This window comes from Shewanella sp. 38A_GOM-205m (assembly GCF_000518445.1).
In the GTDB taxonomy this organism is placed as follows: domain Bacteria; phylum Pseudomonadota; class Gammaproteobacteria; order Enterobacterales; family Shewanellaceae; genus Shewanella; species Shewanella algae.
Genome location: NZ_JADP01000006.1, coordinates 85,968 through 111,003 on the forward strand (window position 1 = coordinate 85,968; position 25,036 = coordinate 111,003).

At 52.9% G+C, this 25,036-nt stretch carries 23 protein-coding genes; 11 read left to right on the top strand and 12 right to left on the bottom strand.

Translation table 11 applies throughout. The features are described from left to right. Positions 1-59: 59 nt before the first annotated feature. The 9 genes from N512_RS0107515 to aroA form a co-directional block, all read right to left on the bottom strand. The gene (locus N512_RS0107515; RefSeq protein WP_025010409.1) at positions 60-605 is read right to left on the bottom strand and encodes a DUF2058 domain-containing protein; all 546 of its coding nucleotides are present in this window, start codon (positions 603-605) and stop codon (positions 60-62) included. Between the two features lie 18 nt (positions 606-623). Further along, positions 624-1,442, bottom strand: a complete 819-nt coding sequence (locus tag N512_RS0107520) for an SDR family oxidoreductase (RefSeq protein ID WP_028779920.1) — start codon at positions 1,440-1,442, stop codon at positions 624-626. Positions 1,443-1,513: 71 nt separating this feature from the next. After that, the gene (gene pyrF, locus N512_RS0107525) at positions 1,514-2,209 is read right to left on the bottom strand and encodes an orotidine-5'-phosphate decarboxylase (RefSeq protein ID WP_028779921.1); all 696 of its coding nucleotides are present in this window, start codon (positions 2,207-2,209) and stop codon (positions 1,514-1,516) included. A 21-nt stretch (positions 2,210-2,230) separates the two neighbouring features. Continuing rightward, complete coding sequence (gene lapB / locus N512_RS0107530) at positions 2,231-3,391, bottom strand: lipopolysaccharide assembly protein LapB (RefSeq protein ID WP_028779922.1); 1,161 nt, start codon at positions 3,389-3,391, stop codon at positions 2,231-2,233. A 1-nt stretch (position 3,392) separates the two neighbouring features. Then, positions 3,393-3,662: a LapA family protein gene (locus N512_RS0107535; protein WP_025010412.1), complete on the bottom strand. Its 270-nt coding sequence runs from the start codon at positions 3,660-3,662 to the stop codon at positions 3,393-3,395. A 122-nt stretch (positions 3,663-3,784) separates the two neighbouring features. Further along, positions 3,785-4,072 (bottom strand): integration host factor subunit beta, encoded by a 288-nt coding sequence (ihfB, locus tag N512_RS0107540; protein ID WP_025010413.1) that lies wholly within the window; start codon positions 4,070-4,072, stop codon positions 3,785-3,787. Positions 4,073-4,142: 70 nt separating this feature from the next. Then, complete coding sequence (rpsA, locus tag N512_RS0107545) at positions 4,143-5,810, bottom strand: 30S ribosomal protein S1 (RefSeq protein ID WP_025010414.1); 1,668 nt, start codon at positions 5,808-5,810, stop codon at positions 4,143-4,145. A gap of 99 nt (positions 5,811-5,909) precedes the next feature. Continuing rightward, a complete protein-coding gene (cmk, locus tag N512_RS0107550; RefSeq protein ID WP_025010415.1) occupies positions 5,910-6,605 on the bottom strand; it encodes a (d)CMP kinase in 696 nt (231 codons plus the stop codon). 155 nt (positions 6,606-6,760) lie between these two features. Further along, positions 6,761-8,041 (bottom strand): 3-phosphoshikimate 1-carboxyvinyltransferase, encoded by a 1,281-nt coding sequence (aroA, locus tag N512_RS0107555; RefSeq protein WP_028779923.1) that lies wholly within the window; start codon positions 8,039-8,041, stop codon positions 6,761-6,763. Positions 8,042-8,503: 462 nt separating this feature from the next. On the opposite strand from aroA, the gene N512_RS0107560 reads away from it, so the two are divergent. After that, the gene (locus N512_RS0107560) at positions 8,504-9,700 is read left to right on the top strand and encodes an amino acid aminotransferase (RefSeq protein WP_028779924.1); all 1,197 of its coding nucleotides are present in this window, start codon (positions 8,504-8,506) and stop codon (positions 9,698-9,700) included. Positions 9,701-9,786: 86 nt separating this feature from the next. On the opposite strand, the gene serC is transcribed toward N512_RS0107560, so the two are convergent. Next, positions 9,787-10,881: a 3-phosphoserine/phosphohydroxythreonine transaminase gene (gene serC, locus N512_RS0107565; RefSeq protein ID WP_028779925.1), complete on the bottom strand. Its 1,095-nt coding sequence runs from the start codon at positions 10,879-10,881 to the stop codon at positions 9,787-9,789. Positions 10,882-10,941: 60 nt separating this feature from the next. Continuing rightward, positions 10,942-13,572 (bottom strand): DNA topoisomerase (ATP-hydrolyzing) subunit A, encoded by a 2,631-nt coding sequence (gene gyrA / locus N512_RS0107570; RefSeq protein ID WP_028779926.1) that lies wholly within the window; start codon positions 13,570-13,572, stop codon positions 10,942-10,944. A gap of 358 nt (positions 13,573-13,930) precedes the next feature. Here gyrA and ubiG point away from each other — a divergent pair, with 358 nt between their 5' ends. The 10 genes from ubiG to N512_RS0107620 all read left to right on the top strand — a co-directional run bounded on the left by ubiG (position 13,931) and on the right by N512_RS0107620 (position 24,418). Beyond that, positions 13,931-14,641, top strand: coding sequence for a bifunctional 2-polyprenyl-6-hydroxyphenol methylase/3-demethylubiquinol 3-O-methyltransferase UbiG (gene ubiG / locus N512_RS0107575; RefSeq protein ID WP_025010418.1), 711 nt, complete (start codon positions 13,931-13,933; stop codon positions 14,639-14,641). Between the two features lie 4 nt (positions 14,642-14,645). Further along, positions 14,646-15,314 (top strand): HAD family hydrolase, encoded by a 669-nt coding sequence (locus tag N512_RS0107580; protein ID WP_028779927.1) that lies wholly within the window; start codon positions 14,646-14,648, stop codon positions 15,312-15,314. 483 nt (positions 15,315-15,797) lie between these two features. Further along, entirely contained in the window at positions 15,798-18,086 is a 2,289-nt protein-coding gene (gene nrdA / locus N512_RS0107585; protein WP_025010420.1) for a class 1a ribonucleoside-diphosphate reductase subunit alpha, read from the top strand. Positions 18,087-18,145: 59 nt separating this feature from the next. Beyond that, positions 18,146-19,276 (top strand): class Ia ribonucleoside-diphosphate reductase subunit beta, encoded by a 1,131-nt coding sequence (gene nrdB, locus N512_RS0107590; RefSeq protein WP_025010421.1) that lies wholly within the window; start codon positions 18,146-18,148, stop codon positions 19,274-19,276. Continuing rightward, positions 19,245-19,580, top strand: coding sequence for a class I ribonucleotide reductase maintenance protein YfaE (yfaE, locus tag N512_RS22460; RefSeq protein WP_037474455.1), 336 nt, complete (start codon positions 19,245-19,247; stop codon positions 19,578-19,580). The genes nrdB and yfaE overlap by 32 nt, the downstream gene beginning before the upstream one ends. A 98-nt stretch (positions 19,581-19,678) precedes the next feature. Beyond that, entirely contained in the window at positions 19,679-20,920 is a 1,242-nt protein-coding gene (locus tag N512_RS22465) for a glycosyltransferase family 4 protein (RefSeq protein ID WP_081737107.1), read from the top strand. A 44-nt stretch (positions 20,921-20,964) separates the two neighbouring features. After that, a complete protein-coding gene (locus tag N512_RS0107605) occupies positions 20,965-21,822 on the top strand; it encodes a hypothetical protein (RefSeq protein ID WP_028779928.1) in 858 nt (285 codons plus the stop codon). Between the two features lies 1 nt (position 21,823). Continuing rightward, a complete protein-coding gene (locus tag N512_RS22470) occupies positions 21,824-22,243 on the top strand; it encodes a hypothetical protein (protein WP_051472701.1) in 420 nt (139 codons plus the stop codon). Next, entirely contained in the window at positions 22,233-23,453 is a 1,221-nt protein-coding gene (locus N512_RS22475; RefSeq protein ID WP_051472702.1) for a glycosyltransferase family 4 protein, read from the top strand. Before N512_RS22470 ends, N512_RS22475 begins: the two co-directional genes overlap by 11 nt. Then, positions 23,453-24,418, top strand: coding sequence for a hypothetical protein (locus N512_RS0107620; RefSeq protein ID WP_028779929.1), 966 nt, complete (start codon positions 23,453-23,455; stop codon positions 24,416-24,418). The genes N512_RS22475 and N512_RS0107620 overlap by 1 nt, the downstream gene beginning before the upstream one ends. Positions 24,419-24,453: 35 nt before the next feature. Here N512_RS0107620 and N512_RS0107625 read toward each other — a convergent pair whose 3' ends face one another. Beyond that, entirely contained in the window at positions 24,454-24,942 is a 489-nt protein-coding gene (locus tag N512_RS0107625) for a YciI family protein (protein ID WP_051472703.1), read from the bottom strand. Positions 24,943-25,036 lie beyond the last annotated feature (94 nt).

The following is a 25,036-nucleotide window of genomic DNA, read 5'->3' on the forward strand; positions in this document are numbered from 1 at the left end:
CCTCCCTATGGAGGCCTTTGGCTTTCAAGCGTTATACCGAATCGGTAGGTATAAGCGCCTTACCACATAAGATCGTCCGGAATGACATAATCTGCGTAAGGGTCGTCTTCTTCCGTTACTTGCGCGGCGTTGTTCTCGGCCTGCCACAAATAGCCACACCAAGCCGGCACCAACAGATTAACCCGCTCGGCGAGTTTATGAGGCACCAGATAGCTGCTTTGCTCAATACGTACTATCCCCAAGCGGCCACCGAGTAACTGACTCTGAAGTTTTTCATTGATATACAAGGGGTATATCTTGTTCTCCAGGGTATAGTTGAACTTGATCTCGCCATCTTTCGGCAGCGCCACCGCATTTTGCTTAACTTCGGTGACCAGGCCACGGACCAAACCTTTCTCTGTGGCCTCGGCAAAGCGTTGCTCATTGAGCGCCTTGTCCTTTTCTGCCTGCTGCTTTTTCTGCTGAGCGATCTGCGCCTTCAGCTCAGCAGAGCCGTCATCAATATTGGACTTGCGGTTACGTTTCTTTTGGGTTTTGACATCGCGAACTTTTTGCTTGCTGGCGAGACCCGCCTTGAGCAACTGTTCCTGTAATGCGTTTGCCATTTTATAATCTCTCTCTTGCTACTTACTTGATTCTTGCTTTGCTGCCACTGCCCCGAGCTGACTCATGGCCGCACTGGCACCGCCAAGCGACCAACCGCCGTCAACCGGTAATATGGTTCCGGTAATATACGAAGCCATTGGCGATGCCATAAAGAGTGCAGCATTGGCCAAGTCTTCCCCCTCACCGTTGCGTTTTAATGGCACACTCTCGGCCACCTGTTGCTGCAACTGCGCCGACGGCGCCAGGCGATTGAACCCTTCGGTACCGGCAATCGGCCCGGGTACCAGGGAGTTTATCCGAATACCCTCTGGCCCCCATTCCAAAGCCAGGGTGCGGGTCAACATATCGACGCCCGCCTTGGCGGCGCAAACGTGGATCTGCATCGGCATGGCAATATACGCCTGCGGCGCCGAAATTTGAATAATGCTGGCGCCAGGGCGCTTAAGCATGGGATAGGCTTGCTTCAACACCTGAAAACTGCCCAGCAAATCGATATCCATAACAGATTTAAAACCGTTGGCACTGAGCTTGGCGGCGCTGGCGGGGAAATTGCCGGCGGCGCCACTGACAAGCACATCGATATGCGGGAAACTCTGGGCCAAGACGGCAAAGCCTTGCTCGAGTGCCGGCAAATCCCTGACATCGAAGCTCAGGCCCAGATGTTGACCTTGTGGATTGGCTTCATTCAATAACGCCACCGCGGCTGCCACTTTTTCCGGATTACGGCTGGCAACCGCCACATGGGCACCGGCAACTACGAACGCCTTGGCGATACAGAGGTTAATGCCGCTGGTACCCCCGACGACCACTACATACTTACCCTGATAATCGAACATTGAGCTTCTCTCCTATCCACTGATCATTCGTTATTCCGGTCCATACTGCGAGTCGCCGGTATGTCACAAGTTTATGCCAGCGATTGATGTATCGCCTGCAGTGTCGCCAAAGGATCGGCCGCTTGAGTAATTGGTCGGCCTATGACCAGATAATCTGAGCCCGCCGCCATCGCTTCAGCCGGGGTCATGATGCGTTTTTGATCGCCGGCATCACTGCCCGCCGGACGAATGCCCGGGGTCACCAGTTTGAAATCGGTGCCAAGTTCAGCCTTGAGCATACTGGACTCACGGGCCGAGCAGACCACGCCATCGAGGCCGGCTTTTTGCGTCAGGCGCGCCAGCCTGCGAACCTGATCTTCAGCACTGCCTGCAACACCAATAAGCTTGAGCTCATCGTCGCTCATTGAAGTCAGCACAGTAACCGCAATCAGCAAGGGGGCGTTATCCCCGTAAGGCAGCAATGCTCGGCGGGCGGCTTCCATCATGGCGAGGCCGCCACTGGCGTGGACATTCACCATCCAGACGCCCATTTCGGCGGCGGCAGTGACCGCCTTGGCCACTGTGTTGGGAATGTCGTGAAACTTCAGGTCAAGAAACAGATCAAACCCACGGTCATGGATCTCTTTCACCAGTTGAGGCCCGAACAGGGTATACATCTCTTTGCCTACCTTAAGGCGGCACATAGACGGATCCAACTTATCAATAAGTTGCAATGCTTTGAATTTGTTATCAAAGTCCAAGGCGACCACAATAGGTGTCTCTGTCATTTTTACTCCGTTATCTGAGGGTTATTCACCGTCCAAGCCACGCACCCGCTTGATACTGCCCCAGCTCTTGCAGGATGGGCAGTGCCAATATAGGGTGTGTGCCGGGAAACCACACTCCCGACAGCGATAACTTGGACGGAATCTTATTTGTTGTTCTACCAGTTTTTCCAGCATCGCCAGGCTATCTCGCGCCTGCCCCTGCTCTGCCTGCTTGATATGCATCTGCATCAGGTGCTGGAACCCCCGCATGGTGGGGTGGCGATAGAGAGCTTCCATCACCATGTCTTCGGCGCCTTTAATGTTGCCGTCTTCAATCATGCGTTGCGCCAATGCCACCACAACCGAGGCACCCGCGCCTTTATCTATCGCGTGAGCCAATAGCTCGCGATAACCGTCGATATCGTTGAGCTCTTGATAGAGCTGGCGGGCACAAGCGAGTGCATCGGCAAAAAGCTCGGCATCGGCGTCAATCAGTTGGTTGAGCATCTGCTTGGCCTGAGGCAATTGCCCGGCATCCAGGTAGGTCTTGGCCAGTGACAACAAGGCGCGGCCACATTGAGAATCTTGCTTGAGTGCCGTTTGAAAGCCCTTGAGTTTCCCCGCTTCATCGCCGGCTTCTTCGGCCAGTTGACAATAGAAATGAGCGATAACGGGTTTCAGACCCTGCTGGCGTTTACGTGGCAAGCGCTTGGTGATATCAATTGCTTTCTGCCACTCTTTGGTGATTTGGTAAATGGAGATCAGTTGGGTTTCCGCTTCTTCGCTGTGATCGTCCTGACTGACGAGATTAAGGAAAATCTCCTCGGCTCTATCGTAGAACCCAGCGGCCATATAGTCCTTGCCCAGTTCCATCATCGCCATGTCTCTTTGCTCTGTGGCGAGATTGGGCCTTGCTATCAGGTTTTGGTGAATACGAATGGATCTGTCTACCTCACCACGCTTGCGAAACAAGGAACCCAGCGACAGATGAGTATCTATGGTTTCATCATCGACATCCAACATGCTGATAAAGAGATCGACCGCCTTGTCCGACTCATTGGAGAGCAGAAAATTGAGCCCGGTGAAGTAGTCACGGCTCAGTTTCTTTTGTGCTGAATTCTGTTTCTGCCTCAAACTGCGGCGGCCCATGTACCAACCGTAAGCCGCAGCAATAGGCAGCAACAGAAAGAGAAGTTCGAGCATACTAGGCGTCTTGCCCCTGCTGCTGAGTTAAGGTCTGGATCTTCTTGCGGGCATTACGCAATGACAGTTTCAGCTTCATGATGTAGTAGAAGGCGATGATCCAACTTAGGATAAACCCCGCCAGAAATACCACGGCCAACACTACAGGCAAGCGGAACTCTCCCTGTGCCACAAAATAACTGATGGTGACCAGCTGCTCATTGCGGGAGCCAAATACCAGTGCCACTACAAACAGCATTGCCACCAGTACGGTTGCGACAAATGACTTCACGTTGCACTCCATAAACGCGTTTCAATGTTCTGATTATCCAGTAATTTGACTGAGCTGACCAGCTTTAGCCAAGATCCAGACATAAAAAAGCCCCCTTTCGGAGGCTTTTAATACAACAGCGATTAACGGTTATAAGCGTCAACGCGTTCGCGCAGTTCTTTGCCTGGCTTAAAGTGCGGGACGTACTTGCCATCCAACTCGACTGATGTTCCCGTTTTGGGATTACGACCAGTGCGAGGTGCACGATAGTGAAGTGAAAAGCTACCAAAGCCACGGATCTCTATGCGATCACCGCTTTCCAATGTCTTCGCCATTTGCTCCAACATCTCTTTGATGGCGCCTTCTACTTCTTTCGCCGACAGTTGCGACTGCCCAGTGGCGAGTTTTTCGATCAGTTCGGATTTAGTCATCCTAGCTACCCCTATTATCAAGCCAAACACAGTCACCTAACAGGGGGCTAGCCCCCTGTACTACAGGCACTTACTTACGAGCTGCCTTAAACGCTTCAGCCATTGCATTAGTCATGATAGCGTCGTCCTGCTTGTTCAGGTTAGCCATCACTTCTTTTTCTTCAGCTTCGTCTTTAGCACGTACAGACAGGCTGATTGCACGGTTCTTGCGATCTACGCCCATGAACTTGGCTTCAACGCTGTCACCTACATTGTAGACGCTTGATGCATCTTCAACACGGTCACGGCTGATGTCAGATACACGGATGTAACCTTCAACAGTGTCAGCCAGCTCAACAGTAACACCTTTGGCGTCAACAGCAGTAACAGTACCAACTACGATAGTACCTTTCTTCTTGTCGGCCAGGTAAGCGTTGAATGGATCGTCTTCAGTCTGCTTAACACCCAGGCTGATACGCTCACGCTCTGGATCAACAGACAGAACCACTGCAGTGATTTCGTCGCCTTTCTTGTACTCGCCAACAGCGTCTTCGCCGCTACCGTTCCAAGAGATGTCAGACAGGTGAACCAGACCGTCGATACCGCCGTCCAGACCGATGAAGATACCGAAGTCAGTGATAGACTTGATCTTACCGGTAACTTTGTCGCCCTTGGCATAACGGTTAGCGAAGTCTTCCCATGGGTTGGTCTTGCACTGCTTGAGACCCAGAGAAATACGACGACGCTCTTCATCGATGTCCAGAACCAGAACTTCAACTTCGTCACCCAGGTTAACAACCTTGGATGGGTGGATGTTCTTGTTGGTCCAATCCATTTCAGAAACGTGTACCAGACCTTCAACGCCTTCTTCGATTTCAACGAAGCAGCCGTAGTCAGTCAGGTTGGTTACGCGACCAGTCAGACGAGTGTTTTCTGGGTAGCGCTTGCTGATTTCCAGCCATGGGTCTTCACCCAGTTGCTTCAGACCCAGAGATACACGAGTGCGCTCGCGATCGTACTTCAGTACTTTGACGTTGATTTCGTCACCAACATTCACGATCTCGGATGGGTGCTTAACACGCTTCCAAGCCATGTCGGTGATGTGCAGCAGGCCGTCAACACCGCCCAGATCTACGAATGCACCGTAGTCGGTCAGGTTCTTAACGATACCTTTAACTGCTTGACCTTCTTGCAGGTTTTCCAGCAGAGCATCACGCTCAGCGCTGCTTTCAGATTCGATAACAGCACGACGAGAAACAACAACGTTGTTGCGCTTCTGGTCCAGCTTGATAACTTTGAATTCCAGTTCTTTGTTTTCCAGGTGAGCAGTATCGCGTACTGGGCGAACGTCAACCAGAGAACCAGGCAGGAACGCACGGATACCGTTCAGCTCAACGGTGAAACCGCCTTTAACCTTGCCATTGATGACACCGATTACAGTTTCAGCATCTTCGTAAGCTTTTTCCAGAACGATCCAGGCTTCGTGGCGCTTGGCCTTCTCGCGAGACAGTTGAGTCTCACCGAAACCGTCTTCAACGCTATCCAGCGCAACGTCAACTTGGTCGCCAACGGCGATTTCCAGTTCACCTTGAGCGTTTTTGAATTGCTCAGCTGGGATTGGGCTCTCAGATTTCAGACCGGCGTCAACCAGTACCATACCGTTTTCGATGGCAACTACAGTACCACGAACGATAGAACCTGGGCGGAATTCCAGTTGTTGAAGGGATTGTTCAAACAGATCAGCAAAAGATTCAGTCATGTTAATTAACTTTAAGTAATAAACCACGTATCTATCCTGAACGTGGAGTCAGTAAAATAACTCGCCTCTTCCCTGTGGCGAATGCCTATCTCGCCAGTCTCAGAGACTGACGTCAGATAACTTGTCAACTATGTGCTTGAGCGCCAGCTCCAGCACAGTTTCAATCCCGAGTCCTGTAGTGTCTATCACCAGGGCATCTTCTGCGGGCACCAAAGGCGCAACTGCGCGATTCATATCCCGGTGATCTCTTTCCTGGATCTCGGTTAAAAGACGCTCGATATTAACATCGAAGCCCTTGTCCTGCAACTGATTATAGCGCCGCTGGGCCCTTTCTTCAGCCGAGGCTGTCAAAAACAATTTTGCCGGTGCATGCGGGAAAACAACGGTTCCCATATCCCGGCCATCGGCTATAAGGCCAGGGGCAACTCTGAAAGCACGCTGCCTTCTGAGCAAGGCTTCTCTCACCCGGGGAAACGCCGCCACTCTCGAGGCTGCGTCAGAACATTCCTGAGTACGAATGGCATGGCTGACATCTTCGCCTTCCAGCACCACTTTTATGGCTTCATTTCCGGCTCCCGCCAGAAACTGTACATCCAGGTGCGCGGCCAAAAGGGTGATGGCCTCTTCGTTATCCAGTTCCACATCGTGGTGAATAGCGGCCAGTGCCAGCACTCGATATATGGCACCGCTATCGAGCAGTTTCCATCCAAGTTTGTTGGCAAGCAACTGACTTATAGTGCCTTTTCCCGCACCGCTTGGGCCGTCAATTGTGACAACAGGCGCCCGTTCAGACATAAATTCCTCCGCAGTAATTGTCATCTTCCATGAGGACACAGTATGAGTTCACCGAAAATGAGCGGCCAATATTATATATCAACTGCATGCTTTCCGTATGCTGAATTCAAGGTCAATTTCGGGCCGCTGCTGTCAACAGCCCGAAATTCAGCCGCTTAACCGGCCAAGGCCGCAAAGCGTTGGAAGTAATCCGGGAAGGTTTTTGAGGTGCAATCCGGGTCATTGATGGTGACGCCGCAATCGGCAAATGCCAGCAGCGAAAAACACATGGCCATGCGGTGGTCGTTATAGGTATCGATGGCGGCATGCTTGGGCGCAAGCGGTGGATTAACCAGAATATAATCCTCACCCTCTTCCACCTCGGCACCAATTTTACGCAGCTCTGTCGCCATGGCGTTGAGACGATCGGTTTCTTTGATACGCCAGTTGTAGATATTACGGAGGCGGGTCGGCCCTTTGGCAAATACCGCAGCTGTGGCTATGGTCATTGCCGCGTCGGGTATATGGTTCATGTCCATATCTATGCCCTTGAGCTGGCTACCCCTGGCAATAATAAAGTCATCTCCCCATTCAATCTCGGCGCCCATGGCCGTCAGCGCATCGGCAAACTTGACATCCCCCTGAATGCTGAGACGGCCAACCCCGGTGACTTTCACCTCGCCGCCGGCGATGGCGCCTGCGGCCAGGAAATAAGACGCCGATGAGGCATCGCCTTCCACCATTACCTTGCCTGGTGACAGATAGCTTTGACCGGATGGGATCTCAAAACGCTGATAGTCGTGGTTGATAACCTTGACACCAAATTGCGCCATCAAGGCCAAAGTAATATCAATATAGGGCTTGGAAACCAGTTCACCCTTGACCTTGATATTGACAGCGGCACCGGCCAGCGGCGCAACCATCAGGAGCGCGGTAAGAAACTGGCTGGAGAGATTACCGGCAATTTCCACATCCCCGCCACTGAGGCCCGTTGCCTTGATTTTTAATGGCGGGAAGCCGGGATCCTTCAGATATTGAATATCCGCGCCCAACGCCTTGAGACTGTCGACCAAATCGCCTATCGGTCGCTCCTCCATTCTGGGTTCACCCGTGAGAACAAACTCACCGTTCCCCAGGGTCAGCGCGGCGCACAAGGGCCGCATCGCGGTGCCGGCATTACCGAGAAACAGCTCTTGCAGCTTGTTGCTGTTGATAGCGCCGCCAAGACCCTGCACGCTGCAGCGGCTCTTGTCTTCGGAAAGCTCAAATTGCACGCCGAGCTGTTTGAGCGCTGCCAACATGTGGCGAATATCATCTGAGTCGAGCAGATTGGTCAGTTCTGTGGTGCCCTTGGCCAGGGTTGCCAATAGCAACGCCCGGTTGGAGATACTCTTGGAGCCGGGGATGTTGACCTCCCCATGTATTCTACTTATGGGATCCAGTCGCAATTGCTTCATCTTTTTTGGATTCTTGCATCTGTGTTTGACGGAGTTGCAGCGTCACGCCACGTACCGCCAAAGCGGGTTAAAAGACCTTGTCACCGATTATGGGATAAAACCGGTAAATCAAGACAAAAGATTAGATACAGCGAGTGCTGATAGGCCTGAATTAAGTGTTCGTGGCATTAAAGTTACCTGAGCGCCACAGGGATTCAACCGTTTTTTGCTGAAAAAAGCCGATTTCAACGGAAAATTATTCAAGCAGCGCTAAATAAGCTCTTTGCTGTCCGATAGACTTTCGAAGACGTGACTCACAGATGCGACTCTCGTTTCCTGCAACTGAGCTTTACACCCTGGAAGCCCAGCTTGCCAGTTGCACCACTCTGACTATCGCTTGCCGCAGCCTCGCCAGCCGTTAACAAATAGCCTAAATGCCGTTATGCTAATCCTCTTCAACAAGTATTCAATCCAGGGAACCCTATGTTCAGCACACTCAAGGCGATGCCAGCCGATCCCATTCTTGGGCTGCTCAGCCAATATCGCGACGACCCTCGCGGTGAAAAAATTGATTTGGGCGTTGGTGTCTATAAAGACATCTTGGGAAATACCCCCATCCTCGACTGCGTTAAAACCGCCGAGCAGCGCCGCACCGCCACAGAAACCACCAAGGTGTATATCGGCCCTGCCGGTAGCAGTGATTTCAATCGGCTCATTGCCGAGCTGGCATTCGGTGAGCAGCACCCTACCCTGAACGCCGGACGCATTCGCAGTGTATCCACTCCCGGCGGTACAGGCGCGCTGCGGGTCGCAGCCGACTTTATTAAACGTTGTCGCCCAGGCGCAACCGTTTGGGTCAGCGATCCGACCTGGGCCAATCACAGCGGACTTTTTGAGGCGGCCGGTCTCAAGGTTGAACGTTACCCTTACTATGACTACGCCACCAAGGCGCTGAAGTTTGATGAAATGCTCGCCAAACTCAACACCCTTGGGGAAAACGATGTTGTGCTGCTGCATGCCTGTTGTCATAACCCATCGGGCCAGGATCTCAGCACCGAACAATGGGACCAAGTGGTACAAGTCGCCGTCAAACGCGGTTTTACCCCGCTAATCGATATGGCTTACCAGGGCTTTGGTGACGGTGTCGAGGAAGATGCCTACGGCGTTCGCAAGATGGCGGCCGCCGTGGAAGACATGTTGCTCTGCTCCTCCTGCTCAAAGAATTTTGGCCTTTATCGCGAACGTATCGGCGCCTGCAGCATCATAGCCAACAGCAGTGCTGCCGCCGATGTAGCCTTGTCGGTACTACTTTACGTGGTGCGTTGCCTCTACTCCATGCCGCCGGCACATGGCGCGGCGTTGGTGGAAACCATTCTCGGCGACAATCAGCTCAAACAGCAGTGGCTGGATGAACTCAAGGTGATGCGTGACAGGATAAACGGTAACCGTGCCATCCTGGTTGAGCGTTTAAAGGCGATAGGCGTCGAGCAGGACTTCAGCTTTATCGCCCGCCAAAAAGGGATGTTCTCCTTCCTTGGGGTATCGCCCGAGCAGGTTGAACAACTTAAGCAGGAGTTCGGTATCTATATGGTGGATTCAAGCCGGATCAGTATCGCCGGGATAAGCGATAGCAATGTCGATTACCTTGCCAAGTCTATCGCCAAGGTGTTGCAAGGTTAAAATTGGAGAGTAAGATGAAAAAAGCGAATGCCGAGGCATTCGCTTTTTTATGGAACTTGTTGCAATAAAGCGATTTTCGCCGGGGTTCAGCTGCTGTGCTTGGCCGCAAACGCCTGCATAAAGGCAACCAGGGCCTCAACGCCGGCCAAAGGCATGGCGTTATAGATACTGGCGCGCATCCCGCCGACAATTCTGTGCCCTTTAAGAGCCACCAAACCTGCGGCCTCCGCCTCTTTCAGGAACTCACCATTGAGCGACTCATCGGCCAATTGGAAAGTTACATTCATCCGCGAGCGGTTTTGCGCCGCCACCCCATTGCGGTAAAAGTCCAGTTCATCGATACAGGCGTAAAGCAGTTCGGCCTTGGCCTTGTTAAGCTCTGCCATCGCCTCGATACCGCCCACCCGGTGCAGCCACTCAAACACTTCGGCCGCCAGATACCAGGCAAAAGTAGGGGGAGTGTTAAACATAGAATCGTTTTCAGCCGCCAAGCGATAATCCATGATGGACGACAGTGGCATGGCAGGCAAAGCCAGCATCTCTTTACGCACTATCACTATGGCCAAACCGGAAGGGCCGATATTTTTCTGCGCCCCGGCATAAATGAGCCCGTAACGACTGACATCGATTTCACGGGACATGATAGTGGATGACATATCCGCGACTATTGGCCAGGGAGACTCCAACTCTTCAAAAATTTCGACACCATCTACCGTCTCGTTGGGGCAATAGTGCACATAGCGATACTTACCACTATCACCTTCCAGCTTAGGTAAGGTTACTTTGTTGAGTCCATTGACCTTTTCAACAATGCTCTGGCTATCAATCCTGTCATCTCCGGCCAGCTTTCTGGCCTCTGCTGTGGCTGACTTTGACCACTGACCACTCTCCAAATACAGGGCTCTACCGTTATTGCCCAAAAAATTATTCACGACAGCCGAGAACTGACCGCGACCACCGCCATGCATAAACAGTACATGGTAATCTTCGGGAATATTCATCAGTGAGCGCAATCTGGATTCTGCAGCCTTGGTGAGATCGATAAAGGCCTGACTGCGGTGACTGATCTCCATGACGGAGACTCCGTGCCCCTGCCAGTCCAGTAATTCCTGCTGGGCTTTTTGCATTACCGCGGCCGGCAACATGGCTGGTCCGGCACAGAAATTATAAATCGTGCTCACTTCATTGTTCTCCTTGAAAAAAAGAGCGTCCAGATGGACGCTCAGATATGCTTGATGCTGTTATTCCTGCTCGGCTTCGGGCGCTTGGCCTTCAGTATCCTCGGCTGCAGCTTCGGCCACTATGGGGTCGCCGTTTTCATCGAATTCCACTTCGTCTTCATCAGACTGGATTTCATCGATACGCTGTAAACCCACCACGGCCTCGTCACCGGCAGTGCGGATAATGGTCACGCCCTGGGTGTTACGGCCTATAATGGAAACGCCGGCCGCTGGGGTTCTCACCAGTGTACCCTTGTCGCTGATCAGCATGATCTCATCATTGTCGCCGACCTGAACCGCACCGACTACCGCGCCGTTGCGTTCGCTGACCTTGATGGAAACCACGCCCTTGGTAGCACGGCTCTTAGTTGGGTATTCACTCAGCTCGGTACGCTTACCAAAACCGTTCTCTGTCACTGTCAGAATGGCGCCATCTTCTTTTGGCACTATCAGTGAAACCACTTCCTGACCGTCTTCGAGTTTGATACCGCGAACACCGGTAGCGGTACGGCCCATGGCGCGCACCTGATCTTCACTGAAGCGTACCACCTTACCTTCGTTGGAGAACAGCATGATTTCATTGCTGCCGTCGGTCAGGTCAACGCCAATCAACTGGTCACCGTCTTTCAGGTTAACGGCGATAATGCCGTTGGCTCTGGGGCGGCTGTATTCAATAAGCGATGTCTTCTTCACAGTACCGTGGGAAGTGGCCATGATGACATACTTGTCGGCTTCGTATTCACGAACCGGCAGAATCGCTGTAATGTGCTCGCCTTCGGACAATGGCAGCAGGTTAACGATAGGCTTACCGCGCGACTGACGGCTGGCCAGCGGCAACTGATAGACCTTGAGCCAGTAAAGTTTGCCAAAGTCGGAGAAGCACAAAATGGTGTCGTGGGTATTGGCAACCAATAGTTTCTCAACGAAATCTTCGTCTTTGACCTTGGTGGCGGCCTTGCCCTTACCACCGCGGCGCTGCGCCTGGTAATCGCTCAGTGGCTGATACTTGGCATAGCCCAAATGCGACAGGGTCACTACCACATCTTCTTCGCAGATCAGGTCTTCGAGGCTGATATCCACGGCAGAAGCGTTGATCTCGGTGCGGCGCTCATCGCCATATTGCTCGAGCACTTCTTCCAGCTCTTCTTTGATCACTTCCATCAGACGCTCCGGGCTTCTGAGGATATGCAGCAATCCGGCGATTAGCTCCAACAGTTCTTCATATTCCTGGAGGATCTTTTCGTGCTCAAGACCGGTCAGACGGTGCAGACGCAGCTCGAGGATAGCCTGGGCTTGCTGCTCTGTCAGATAGTAGAGACCATCGCGAATACCAAACTCCGGCTCCAGCCACTCAGGACGGGCTGCGTCATCACCGGCTTTTTCCAACATGCCCTGCACGTTGCCGAGCTGCCAACCGGTTTCCACCAGTTTTACCTTGGCTTCGGCCGGTGTTGGCGAGGCCTTGATCAGCGCAATCACAGGGTCGATGTTGGCCAGGGCGATAGCCAGGGCTTCCAGGATATGAGCGCGTTCGCGGGCCTTACGCAGTTCAAACACGGTTCTGCGGGTCACCACTTCACGGCGGTGCAGAATAAAGGCTTCCAGCATCTCCTTAAGGTTAAACAACTTGGGCTGACCATTTGTCAGGGCCACCATGTTGATACCAAAAGAAGTTTGCATCTGGGTCTGGGCATAGAGGTTGTTAAGAACCACCTCGGCCACTTCGCCGCGCTTGACCTCAACGACAATACGCATACCGTCTTTATCAGACTCGTCGCGCAGGCCGCTGATGCCTTCAATTTTCTTGTCTTTTACCAGCTCGGCAATCTTTTCAATCAGACGAGCCTTGTTCACCTGGTATGGGATCTCGGTAACAATGATCCGCTCGCGGCCATTGTCTTCGGTTTCCACCTCGGCACGGGCGCGCATAATCGCCTTGCCGCGGCCGGTACGGTACGCTTCCTCTATGCCCTTCTTGCCATTGATAATGGCGGCAGTCGGGAAATCCGGACCCGGGATATAATCCATCAGCTGTTCGATAGACAGCTCAGGTTCTTCGATAAGCGCCAAACAGCCTTTAACCACTTCGGTCAGGTTGTGCGGCGGAATATTGGTGGCCATACCCACGGCGATACCGGAGGAGCCGTTGACCAGCAGGTTGGGGATCCGGGTCGGCAACACGGCCGGGATCATTTCAGTGCCGTCGTAGTTGGGGACATAATCGACGGTTTCTTTCTCAAGGTCAGCCAGCAGTTGATGCGCCAGCTTTTCCATACGAATTTCGGTATAACGCATGGCCGCCGCGGCATCGCCGTCGATGGAACCGAAGTTACCTTGGCCATCCACCAAGGTGTAACGCAGTGAGAAAGGCTGTGCCATCCGCACTATGGTGTCGTATACGGCGCTATCACCATGAGGGTGATACTTACCTATCACGTCACCGACAACACGTGCCGACTTCTTATAGGGTTTATTCCAATCGTTTTTCAGCTCGTTCATCGCAAAGAGTACGCGGCGATGCACCGGCTTGAGGCCGTCGCGTACGTCTGGCAATGCCCGCCCGACGATAACGCTCATGGCGTAATCCAGATAGGAGTTCTTTAGTTCGTCTTCAATATTTATTGGCGAAATTGATAAAGCCAGATCAGTCATAAACTGCTCGATCCCCTTAAATTAGCTGACAACTTGTAATCCGTGTCATTGTCGAGCCCAACAAACGTGATTTGGCATTCTAACACAGTTATTTAATGTCGGAAGTCCTTAAAGCCGCCTTTGCAGCCAAAAACGCCAAGGGCATGATACAAGTCGCGAGCGGGGGCAGATATCACTGTCATAGACATGAGTTCCGTTGCTGTTTTTATCATCAAAAACCGAATCTTGCCGATATTTTGTGCAGCTTTTGGCCTTTAGTGCCATCGATCACATTGAGGCGCCAATTTATGCTGCCCTTCCCTATGGCTTATATGGTTATAATGGGCACATCTTTATTATTGCTGTTTCAGGTCTGAATATGTCTTCTCAACCCAATGTCGACCCTCAGGAAATTGCCAAGTTTGAAAGTATGGCCGCCAGTTGGTGGGATCCTGCCGGTGAATTCAAGCCACTGCATGAACTCAACCCCCTGCGCCTTAATTATATAGACGCTCAATCCGGCGGTATCTTTGACAAGCTGGTACTGGATGTCGGCTGCGGCGGTGGCATTCTGTCCGAGAGCATGGCCCGCATTGGCGCCAAGGTCACCGGGCTGGATATGGGCTTTGAGCCGTTGGAAGTCGCCAGGCTGCATGCACTGGAAGCCGGCGTCAGCATAGACTACCTGCAGGAAACCGCCGAAGTGCATGCCCAGAATCATCAGGGGCATTACGATACAGTTACCTGTATGGAGATGCTCGAGCATGTACCGGATCCGCAATCTGTGATCCAGGCTTGTTGCGATATGGTCAAGCCCGGAGGTTGGGTGTTCTTCTCCACCATTAACCGCAACATCATGTCCTGGGTGCAAACCATACTCGGCGCCGAGTATGTGCTGAAAATGCTGCCGGCCGGTACCCACGACCACAGCAAATTTATCCGCCCATCCGAATTGATCGCCATGGCGGAAAACACCGAACTATTGTGCCGTGACGCGCTGGGCATAAAATACAACCCCTTGAGTGGCGTATTCAGTTACACCAAGAGCGTTGAAGTCAACTATATGATTGCCTGCCAACGCCAGGACTGATGCCATGACGCCTAAGCTGCCGTTTCAAGGGATTCTGTTCGACTTGGACGGGACTCTGGTGGATACCGCCGAGGATCTAACCGAAGCGCTGGCCTTGGCGCTGGCATCCCATGGAGTATCGATAGAGGATAAGCGCAAACTTCTGCGCACTCTGGCCTCTCACGGCTCGCTTGCCATGGTGCAAGCCGCCGTGCCCCAAGCCTCAGCCGAGGAACAGGAGCATCTCCGGCAAGCGATGCTCAGGGAATATGATGCGGTCAACGGCCAAAAAGCCTGTTTGTTTGAAGGCATAGAAGCCTTGCTGGACAGTGCCCTATCAAGAACCTTGCCGCTGGGGATTGTCACCAATAAACCGGCGCGTTTTACCCGCCCCTTGTTAGAGCGCATGGGGCTGCTTAGACGCTTTAATGCGGTGATCAGTGCCGATACAACCCTCTATCGTAAGCCCCACCCAGCCCCTATGTTGCTGGCTGCTCAGCAGCTTAACTGCGCGACCGAACGTATTCTCTATCTTGGCGATGCCGAGCGCGACATAGCCGCGGCGCAGGCGGTCAATATGCCCTCTGCCATCGCCATGTGGGGATATCTAGCGGCCGAGGATAAACCGGCGGAATGGGGTGCCGATTGGCAGTTAAATCATCCACAGGCAGTGATGTCGCTGCCATTGTGGTAGCAAGGTAAGACAAGCGCTAAATTGGCACTGTTTTCCTGAGTAGACAAGACCTTAAAGAAAGTCGCAGTCCGGATACTGCTTTAACCGACCGGATCTGTGCGGGATCGCGGATCGCTGCTTATTTTAGCAGTCGATCACCTTGAGTGAGATCGCTTGAATTTTGACCATGACGACTGTGCGCCAGCAATGATGCCGCTTTGCGGAATCGGTCAGTCAATATCCTCAAGATATCCACAAGATATACCCAAAACTCAGGCTTGCAAAAAGTGCCATACCTCACTATCTTGTTATCCAAGATATAGAAAGACACCATATCTTGTGTATCGGTAGCAATCAGACATACTAGTCTTGCACTGGAAACTCCCGGTTAACAGAGCCCTCTCGGGCCGCCGTCGTTAACTGTTCGGTTGATTGTTTTACAAGGGAAGGTTTAATGACGCCGTCGCGTCATTTCACAGATATTACAACCAAGGCCTATCTTCAATGAATAGCACTATGACAGTTACCAAACGCAGTGGCGCACGCGAGACGATAGATCTCGATAAGATCCACCGCGTTATCACCTGGGCAGCCAAAGGATTAAACAACGTCTCGGTTTCCGAGGTGGAGTTGCGTTCTCACCTGCAGTTTTTCGATGGCATCCCCACCGAGGCCATCCATGAAACCATTATCAAGGCTGCCGCCGACCTGATCTCTCCCGACTCTCCGGACTATCAGTTCCTGGCCGCTCGCCTTGCTGTTTTTCATTTGCGTAAGAAGGCCTTTGGTCAGTTTGAGCCGCCAAAACTGTACGATCATGTCAGCAAGTTGGTCGCCATGGGCAAGTACGACAAGCATGTGCTGGAAGACTACAGCCGTGAAGAGCTGGATGTGCTCGACAGCTATATCGACCATTGGCGCGATATGAACTTCTCCTATGCCGCCGTCAAACAGCTGGAAGGCAAGTATCTGGTACAAAACCGTGTGACTCATGAAGTCTACGAAAGTGCCCAGTTCCTCTATATTCTGGTGGCTGCTTGCCTGTTTGCCCGTTATCCGAAGGAAACCCGGCTGCAGTATGTCAAAGACTTCTATGATGCGGTTTCTACCTTCAAGATTTCTTTGCCGACGCCTATCATGTCCGGTGTGCGTACGCCGACCCGTCAGTTCAGCTCTTGCGTGCTGATCGAGTGTGACGACAGCCTGGATTCCATCAATGCCACGGCCTCTTCCATCGTCAAGTATGTCAGTCAGAGAGCCGGTATCGGTGTGAATGCCGGCCGCATTCGCGCTCTGGGAAGCCCTATTCGTGGTGGTGAAGCCTTCCACACAGGTTGTTTGCCTTTCTACAAGTATTTCCAGACTGCGGTGAAATCCTGCTCCCAGGGCGGCGTTCGCGGCGGTGCTGCAACTCTGTTCTACCCTATCTGGCACCTGGAAGTTGAATCGCTGCTGGTACTGAAAAATAACCGTGGTGTTGAAGACAACCGTATCCGTCACCTGGACTACGGCGTACAGATCAACAAGCTGATGTATCAGCGGATGATCAAAGGTGAGAACATCACCCTGTTCAGCCCATCGGACGTTCCCGGCTTATATGACGCCTTCTTTGCCGATCAGGACGAGTTTGAGCGCCTGTATGTAAAATATGAGCAGGACCAGAGCATTCGCAAGAAGACCCTAAAAGCGGTCGAGCTCTTCTCGCTGATGATGCAGGAGCGTGCTTCCACCGGCCGTATCTATGTACAGAACGTGGATCACTGTAACACCCACAGTCCGTTCAACGCCGAAGTGGCCCCAGTGCGTCAGTCCAACCTGTGTCTTGAGATTGCCCTGCCAACCAAGCCACTGAACAATATTGACGACCCAAATGGTGAAATCGCCCTTTGTACTCTGTCAGCACTGAACCTGGGTGCGATAAAAGACTTGGGCGAACTGGAAGGCCTTGCCGATTTGGCTGTGCGCGCCTTGGATAACCTGCTGGACTACCAGGACTACCCTATTCCTTCTGCCAAGACGGCATCGATGAACCGCCGCACTCTGGGTATCGGGGTCATCAACTTCGCCAACTATCTTGCCAAGAACGGCGTGAAATACTCTGACGGCAGCGCCAACGGCCTGACCCACAGAACATTTGAAGCCATACAGTACTACCTGCTCAAGGCCTCGATGAATCTGGCCAAAGAGCTGGGTGCCTGCCCGCTGTTCCATGAGACCACTTATTCTCAGGGGATCATGCCGGTAGATACCTACAAGCGGGATCTGGACAAGATTTGTGATGAGCCGCTGCACCTGGATTGGGATGCTCTGCGTCACGATATCAAGCAGCATGGCCTGCGTAACTCGACTCTGTCGGCACTGATGCCATCCGAGACCTCTTCGCAGATCTCCAACGCCACCAATGGTATTGAGCCTCCACGCGGCCTTATCAGCGTCAAGGCCAGTAAAGATGGCCAGCTCAAGCAAGTGGTGCCCGATTACGAAGAACTCAAGGACAAGTACGAGCTGCTGTGGCAGATGCCCGGCAACGACGGTTACCTGCAGTTGGTGGGTATTATGCAGAAGTTTGTCGATCAGGCGATTTCGGCCAATACCAACTATGACCCATCCAAGTTTGAAAGTAACAAGGTTCCGATGAAGCTGCTGCTCAAGGATCTGTTGACCGCCTACAAACTCGGGGTCAAGACCCTTTACTACCACAACACCCGTGATGGTGCTTCCGACAAATTCGATGACATTACCAGCATTGAGAAGGAAGACGACGGTTGTGCCGGCGGCGCCTGCAAGATTTAAGCAGGGTTAAGTAACAAGTTCGGGGCCCAGGTGGCCCCGTTGTTTGGAAAGAGTAGATCATGGCTTATTCAATTTTTTGTCAAACCCCCAACGATGCCACCCGCGAACCTATGTTTCTCGGTCAGGCGGTTAACGTGGCCCGTTACGATCAACAGAAGTACGAAGTATTCGAGAAACTGATCGAAAAGCAGTTGTCTTTCTTCTGGCGCCCGGAAGAAGTGGATGTCAGCCGCGACAAAATCGATTTTGGCGCCCTGCCGGATCATGAAAAGCATATCTTCCTCTCCAACCTCAAGTACCAAACCCTGTTGGACTCGATTCAGGGCCGCAGCCCCAATGTGGCTTTCCTGCCGCTGGTGTCCCTGCCTGAGCTGGAAACCTGGATTGAAACCTGGTCCTTCTCCGAGACCATTCACAGCCGCTCCTACACTCATATCATTCGCAATATTGTCAACGACCCATCCGTGGTGTTCGATGACATAGTGGTCAATGAGGAGATCCTCAAGCGCGCCGGCGATATTGCCGAGTATTATGACCGCCTTATCGAACTGACCCAGCTGTATCATCTGCATGGTGAAGGCAAGTTCGACGTCAACGGTCGCACCCTTGAAGTCACTACCCGCACCATCAAAAAAGCCCTCTATCTGTGCATGATGTCGGTCAATGCGCTTGAAGCGATACGTTTTTACGTCAGCTTCGCCTGCTCCTTTGCCTTTGCCGAGCGCAAATTGATGGAAGGCAACGCCAAAATCATTCGCCTGATCGCCCGCGATGAAGCTTTGCACCTGAACTCGACCCAACACATTATCAACCTGATGCAGGGTGGCAAAGATGACCCTGAGATGGGTGAAATCGCCAAAGAATGCCAGCAGGAAGCTTACGATCTGTTCCTGCGCGCCGCCGAGCAGGAAAAGGCCTGGGCCAAGTACCTGTTCAAGGATGGCTCCATGATAGGCCTGAACGAAACCATTCTCTGCCAGTATGTGGAGTTCATTACCAATCAGAGAATGAAGGCGGTTAACCTGGGCGCACCATACAGTGAGCAGAGCGATCCCCTGCCCTGGATGAAAAACTGGCTGGAGAGCGATGCCGTACAGGTCGCGCCTCAGGAAGTGGAAGTATCATCCTACCTGGTCGGCCAGATAGATTCGGCTGTCGATGACGATGAGTTCTCCGACTTTGACCTTTAACAAAGCCCCTATCGTGCTGCTGCGCGGAGAGCCCCTGCTGCTGTATACCACAGAACACAGGACTCTCCTGGCAGCGCTCGAAGCCCGTAAGGTGAGCATTTTTTCCGAGTGCCGTAGCGGGTTTTGCGGCGCCTGCAAGACCCGGGTGCGCAGTGGCGCGGTCACTTACCTGACCACGCCATTGGCCGAGTTACAGGCGGATGAATGTCTACCCTGCTGCTGTGTGCCCACGGAAGATCTGGACTTGGATCTCTCCAGCGAAGGCGCCGACATGCCGCTGCTGCGGGTTAAACACTTGGCCTGACACAAGCGCAAAGAACACCGTCAATGGCAGATCTCCTACAGTTAAACAAGCGTTTTTTCGTTGTAAATCCTGCCTGACTCCGGTACTCTGCCGGACTTATGAAATCAGACTCAAGTTATTCATTCAAAAGTCTTTATTGCGCTTTTGATCGTTACCCTCTGCCCAAAGGCGCTTCGACCCATATACGTTATATGGCGTCAACCCTGTTTGCCTTCCAGTCCCCTGGTATGCTCTATCTACAAGGTGATCCCCAGATGCCTTCCTGGCAGCAGGAAACCCTGTCACTCGGCAGCAATCCCTACGAGGTAAGCAGTGAGGTCAGTATCGTCAGGCACCAGCTAAACCCAAGCTCGGGCAATAACGTGCTTGCCAAAGCACTGGACTATGCCAATCAGCTTGGGGCGCTGCTCAGGCAAAATCGCGATACTCTGACATTGGCGCAGTTTCGTGACCCCTGGGCGGGGGTGCCTTTGCTGGATCATCGCAAGGACAATCCAGCGCTCAAGCTCGTCTATGAGGTCAATGCCCTGCCCAGCATAGAGCTGCCTATTCACCTGTCGCTGCCGCGAAAAACCCTGGCCAAAATCAGCGCCTGGGAGCAGCGTTGCCTGGATGGTGCCGATCTGATTGTGACACCTTCAAGACTCACGGCTGCCGGCCTTGAAAAACGCACTACCACTCCAGTAGTCTATCTGCCAAACGGCGCCGAGTTGCCGCCTGCCAAGCCATTGAGGCAAGCAGAGGATGCGAGTCTGCCCAGGCTCATCTATTTTGGTGCCGCCCAGCGCTGGCAAGGGCTTAGGGATCTGCTCAAAGCTTTTGCCTTGGTGCGTCAGCAGTTGGAGGTCGAGCTGGATCTCTGCCTGTCACTCGAAAATCGCCAGGCCCGGCAGGTAAAGGCCTGGCTCAAGTCCATGGAACTGGAAGATTGTGTTTCGCTGCATTTCGGGCTGGACCAAGCCAGTCTCAGGCAAAAAATTCAGGCCGCGAGCGCGTCTTTGGCGCCGCTCACGCCCTGCAGGCGCAACATGCTTCAGGGATGTTGCCCTTTGAAAGTGCTCGAATCCATGGCTTGCGGCACCGCAGTTATCGCCTCGGATCTGCCGGTCATTCGTGAACTGGTAACCCATGAAGAGCATGGGCTCTTGGTTCCCCCCTCCAGGCCTTCCGAGCTCGCCAGAGCCTGTATTGAACTGCTCAGTCAACCGGCTAAGGCCAAAGATTTGGGACTCAAGGGCCAACAAAGGGTGGCAGAGCAGTTCCAATGGCAACAGATCTGCGCTCAGCTCAGCGACTTGTATCACCAACTGAGCCAAAGCCCAATGCAAGCTACCGCTTAATAGCTAGCCGTTTAATAGCACCTGTTTAATGTCAAGGAAACGATATGGAAACAGCCATAAACCCTTTTAACGCCCCGCTTCACTACTGGCGAATGCGCAAAGTGTTCAAGCAGTTAACCCCGGCGGAGCAGGAATTTATCCGCACCAAGAAGTTGGATGCAACCCATTCGACCCAACACTGGTTACTGTTTCTCAAGCGTCTGACCCGATTGGATCGTATGGGCAGCCCATTGAGACGCCAGTTTCGCCGCAGCCGCAATTGGTTGATAGGTTTCACTATTGTCAGCATATTCCTGCCCGTGCCTCACCTGGTGGTGTATACCCTGGTGGGTTTGACTCTGGCCTCTATATTACTGCTTCACAGCTGCAACCGTATGGACGTCAACGACAATGTGCGTACCGGTCTTATCAAGTTAATGCAGGTATTGGCGATGGAGACCAACAGCGTGCAGTTGAAACTGGATCTCGACTCCATACATAAACGTAAGCCGGCCCGAACCGAAAAGCCTGAGAAGAACACCCAACTGGCCTACTTTGAAGTGCCACTGTTGCAATTCAGGGCCAAACTCAAAGACGGCAATGAGCTGCAACTGCGGGTGGATGATGTTATCTGTCGTCGTAAACGCACCCGTCGAAACGCCCGAGGCAAGGTCAAAACCAAGATCAAGTACAAGGGACGGCGCAGCATTCGCAGCTGCCTGACCTTGAATCCTGATCACTACCATCTGCGTAAAACCAAACTGGCACCAACGAGCAAGGCACAGACTCAAAACGGCATCACCAAGGTGAAATCCAACTCCACCTTTAAATTTATCGGTGAGTCACGTTTGATGGATGCCGAGAATATTCTCAGAACCATCGCCAAGTCCTATCAACAGACCAGTATTCGAGCCAGGGGATAATATGAGTCAGTGTCAGCTAAAAATCGGTTTTTTCACCCTCAGCCCTTGCGGCCAACCTGCCGTTGGCAGTTGCAGTGAGTGCCAAGCCAGTGTCTGCGAACATCATCTGGATCCCAAAACCTGTCTGTGTTTTCAGTGCGCCGCCAAACCCTTGAAGGTCGGCAAGGAAGTCTATGAAGATCCGCACTCAGGCACCAAGTATGAGCAATTGAGCCTACAAGGCGTTAAACCTGAAGATCCGCTTGCCGGTTTCGCCCTCAAACAACTGTATCTCGGCAGTGCCTGGTACCAACTGCACACCAAACACGGCAGTTACAACAAGGAGTTTGATGCCGAGGACTTTGCCGCTTTTGAGCTCCCTGTCGACGAAGATGATGAGCAGTTGCCGGATTACGAGTATCGGGATATCTATGACAGCTAACCCCAGGCTACTGTGGCTGACTCAACACTACCCGCCGGCCAAAGGCGGCATGGCATTGTCCTGCGATAGACTGGTGCGCCATTTGCGGCGACTCGGGGTACATATCACCCTTTATCATTTACGCGCCGGCGGCTTGGAAAAGGAGACCGGCTATTTTGCCGAGCAGGGTTGCGATCACAGCTTCCCCATGGGTACAAACCCGGCGCACTCGCTCAATCTTCTGTGGCACAAGCTGGAGGGTGAATATGATGCTGTCGTTGCCTATGGCTATCCCTTCTCCATGCATGCCGGGCGAGTCTTTGCCGCCTGGCTTGGGCTACCGCTCATCACATTGCTGCGCGGCAACGACTTCGACTTGAGTATTCTCGATCATCGTCGCTATCAAGTGCTGCAGGATACGCTGCAAGCCAGCGCGCTGGTATTGACCGTCAGCGCCGACAAGGCAAAGCGGGTCAAAGCCCTGTGGCCGCAAGTCAGAGTGCACAACATGAGTAATGGCCTGGATAGCGAACGTTGGCAACCATTGCCGCTGGATAAAGAGCAAGCCAAAGCCTGGCGTTCCAATAACCTGGAAAATCCCAGTCAGCCTGTGATTGGCCTTTTCGGTCATTTGAAAGAGAAAAAAGGTTTGGCCTTTTTTATCGAGACCTTCAAACGCAGCCCCTTGGTACACAACTGCCATCTGTTGTTGATTGGCGAGTTGGATGAAAGCGCCGCCGAGCTGTTGCAGACTCTGCCCGAGGGCAGTTACACTCTGGAGCCGTTTCTTGACAGGTATCAGCTGATAAGCCGTTATCTGGTATGCGACCTTATCGCTATTCCCTCTTTCTATGAGGGAACGCCCAATGTGCTGCTGGAGGCGGCGGCGCTTAACATCCCTGTGCTCGGCGCCTGCTGCGGTGGTATGGCCGATCTTATCTTCGACAGTCTGCATGAACGCGAAAAGCATGTCTTAGAAGGCCGTTTGACTGACAGTGACGCGGCCCATAATCTCCGCGGCCAAACGGACTCAGGTTATCTGTTCCATCCAACTTCGGCAGAATCGCTTTTGGATGCGTTGGTGCGTTGGCAAACCGATACGGCTTCGATTCGCGCTGCCAAGAGCCAGGCCTTGTACCAAACGGTACTGAGTCAGTGCAGCGCCGAGGCTGAAGCCGAGCGTTATTTGGCTGCCATCAAGACACTGGTCGCTCAAACGGCGAGTCACTGATGCTTATCTATTACGCCCCCGGCGGCGGGCTCGGGCACTTGAGCCGGGCACTGAAAGTGCTCGGCTTTATCAAGGCGCAGCAAGCGTTGGTGATCACAAGTCCACTGCCGTTAGCGGTCGACACGCTGTTACCAAAGGGCATTCAACACATAAGCCTGCCTACCAGGCTTCAAAGCCGAGCCGAACTCAGCGCCTGGCTCAAGCAGTTACTGGCATCGCTCAACAAGCAACAAGCGTGTCGGCTCATGCTGATAGATGCCTTTCCCGGGGGCATTTGGGGCGAGCTTGGTGATATCCCCTTGCCTGGCAAACTTGTCTATATCGCCAGATTGCTCAATTGGAATGTCTATCGCCAGCGCGTTGCCCATATTCCCCGTTTTCAGCAAATCTGGTTTTGTGAATGGCCGACACCGGAGCAGGAACAGGCGCTCTCCAATCAAACGGGCCAACGCTTCTGGCTGCCGTTACTCGGCGAAGACAAGTCCCAAGATGCAACCCCAAAGGGTCTTGAAAAGCCTAAACAGACTCTGGTGATCCACTCGGGAAGCCTTGCCGAGCAGGCTTTGCTGCTTGAACACGCCACAAAGGCGGGAGAAGCGATAGATATTATTGCGCCGCCGCACCCAAGCGCCGATGCATGCTTTAATAACAACCCCCTTGATAGCAAACCGCTTAATAGCAGTGCTCTGAGCAACTTCAACAACTGCAACAACAAAGAGCACAAACCCGGATTAACCCGGCTGCAGCTGTACCCGGCCTCAGATATTGGCTGGCAGTATCAAAGGGTTATCAGTGGCGGCGGCTTCAACCTGGTGAGCGAATATATCCTTCATCCCGGCGCCATCTTCGTGCCCCTGACCCGGGCGTTGGATTTGCAGCATTTGCGTATCGAACGCGGCTTGGGCGGTTTTTTACCGCCACCCGGGTTGAGCTCAGTGCCGAACGATATTCTAAAGCGACTTTGAAACGCTCATATAGTGGTGCTAGCGGAGCTTGTCACTCAAGGCTGTGACTCGGCTATCCGGGTGTGAATACGGTTGACCTCCAGCAAAGCCGCACTGCCGTACCAGGCTTTAAGTTCCATGGCAAGACTACCGGCCTGAACCGCAGGATCGCTGGCCGTCAAGGCTTCAGCCTCAGCCAAACTGGCAACGTCAAAGATATAAATCCCCCGCCACTCGCCGCCATCAATAAAGGGCCCGGCTAACACGAGTTTGCCCTCTTGCGCCAAATGCTGAATATGGCTCATGTGCGCTCTTTGAAGCTCGGCGCGCTGTTCTTTGCTGCCACTTCGATTGGGACCCGCCTTTAAAAACGCCATCACATAAGGTTTCATACCATATTGATCGGCACCGAGTGCATGGGCCAGTGCCTTATCATAGGCAGGCGTTTCAACGGAAACCGGATCTGAGTCAGCAGCGGTTGCCACTAAACTCAAGCCGGTCAACAGCGCCAGCGCGCAGCAACTCGCCATGGTAGTTTTCATCATTGATATCTCCCCAATCCGATGCTGTTGTATGTCCACTTTTCGACAATAAGGTTATAAGTAAAGCAAAAAAATCCCCTCTGTGGCGGGGAGTTAA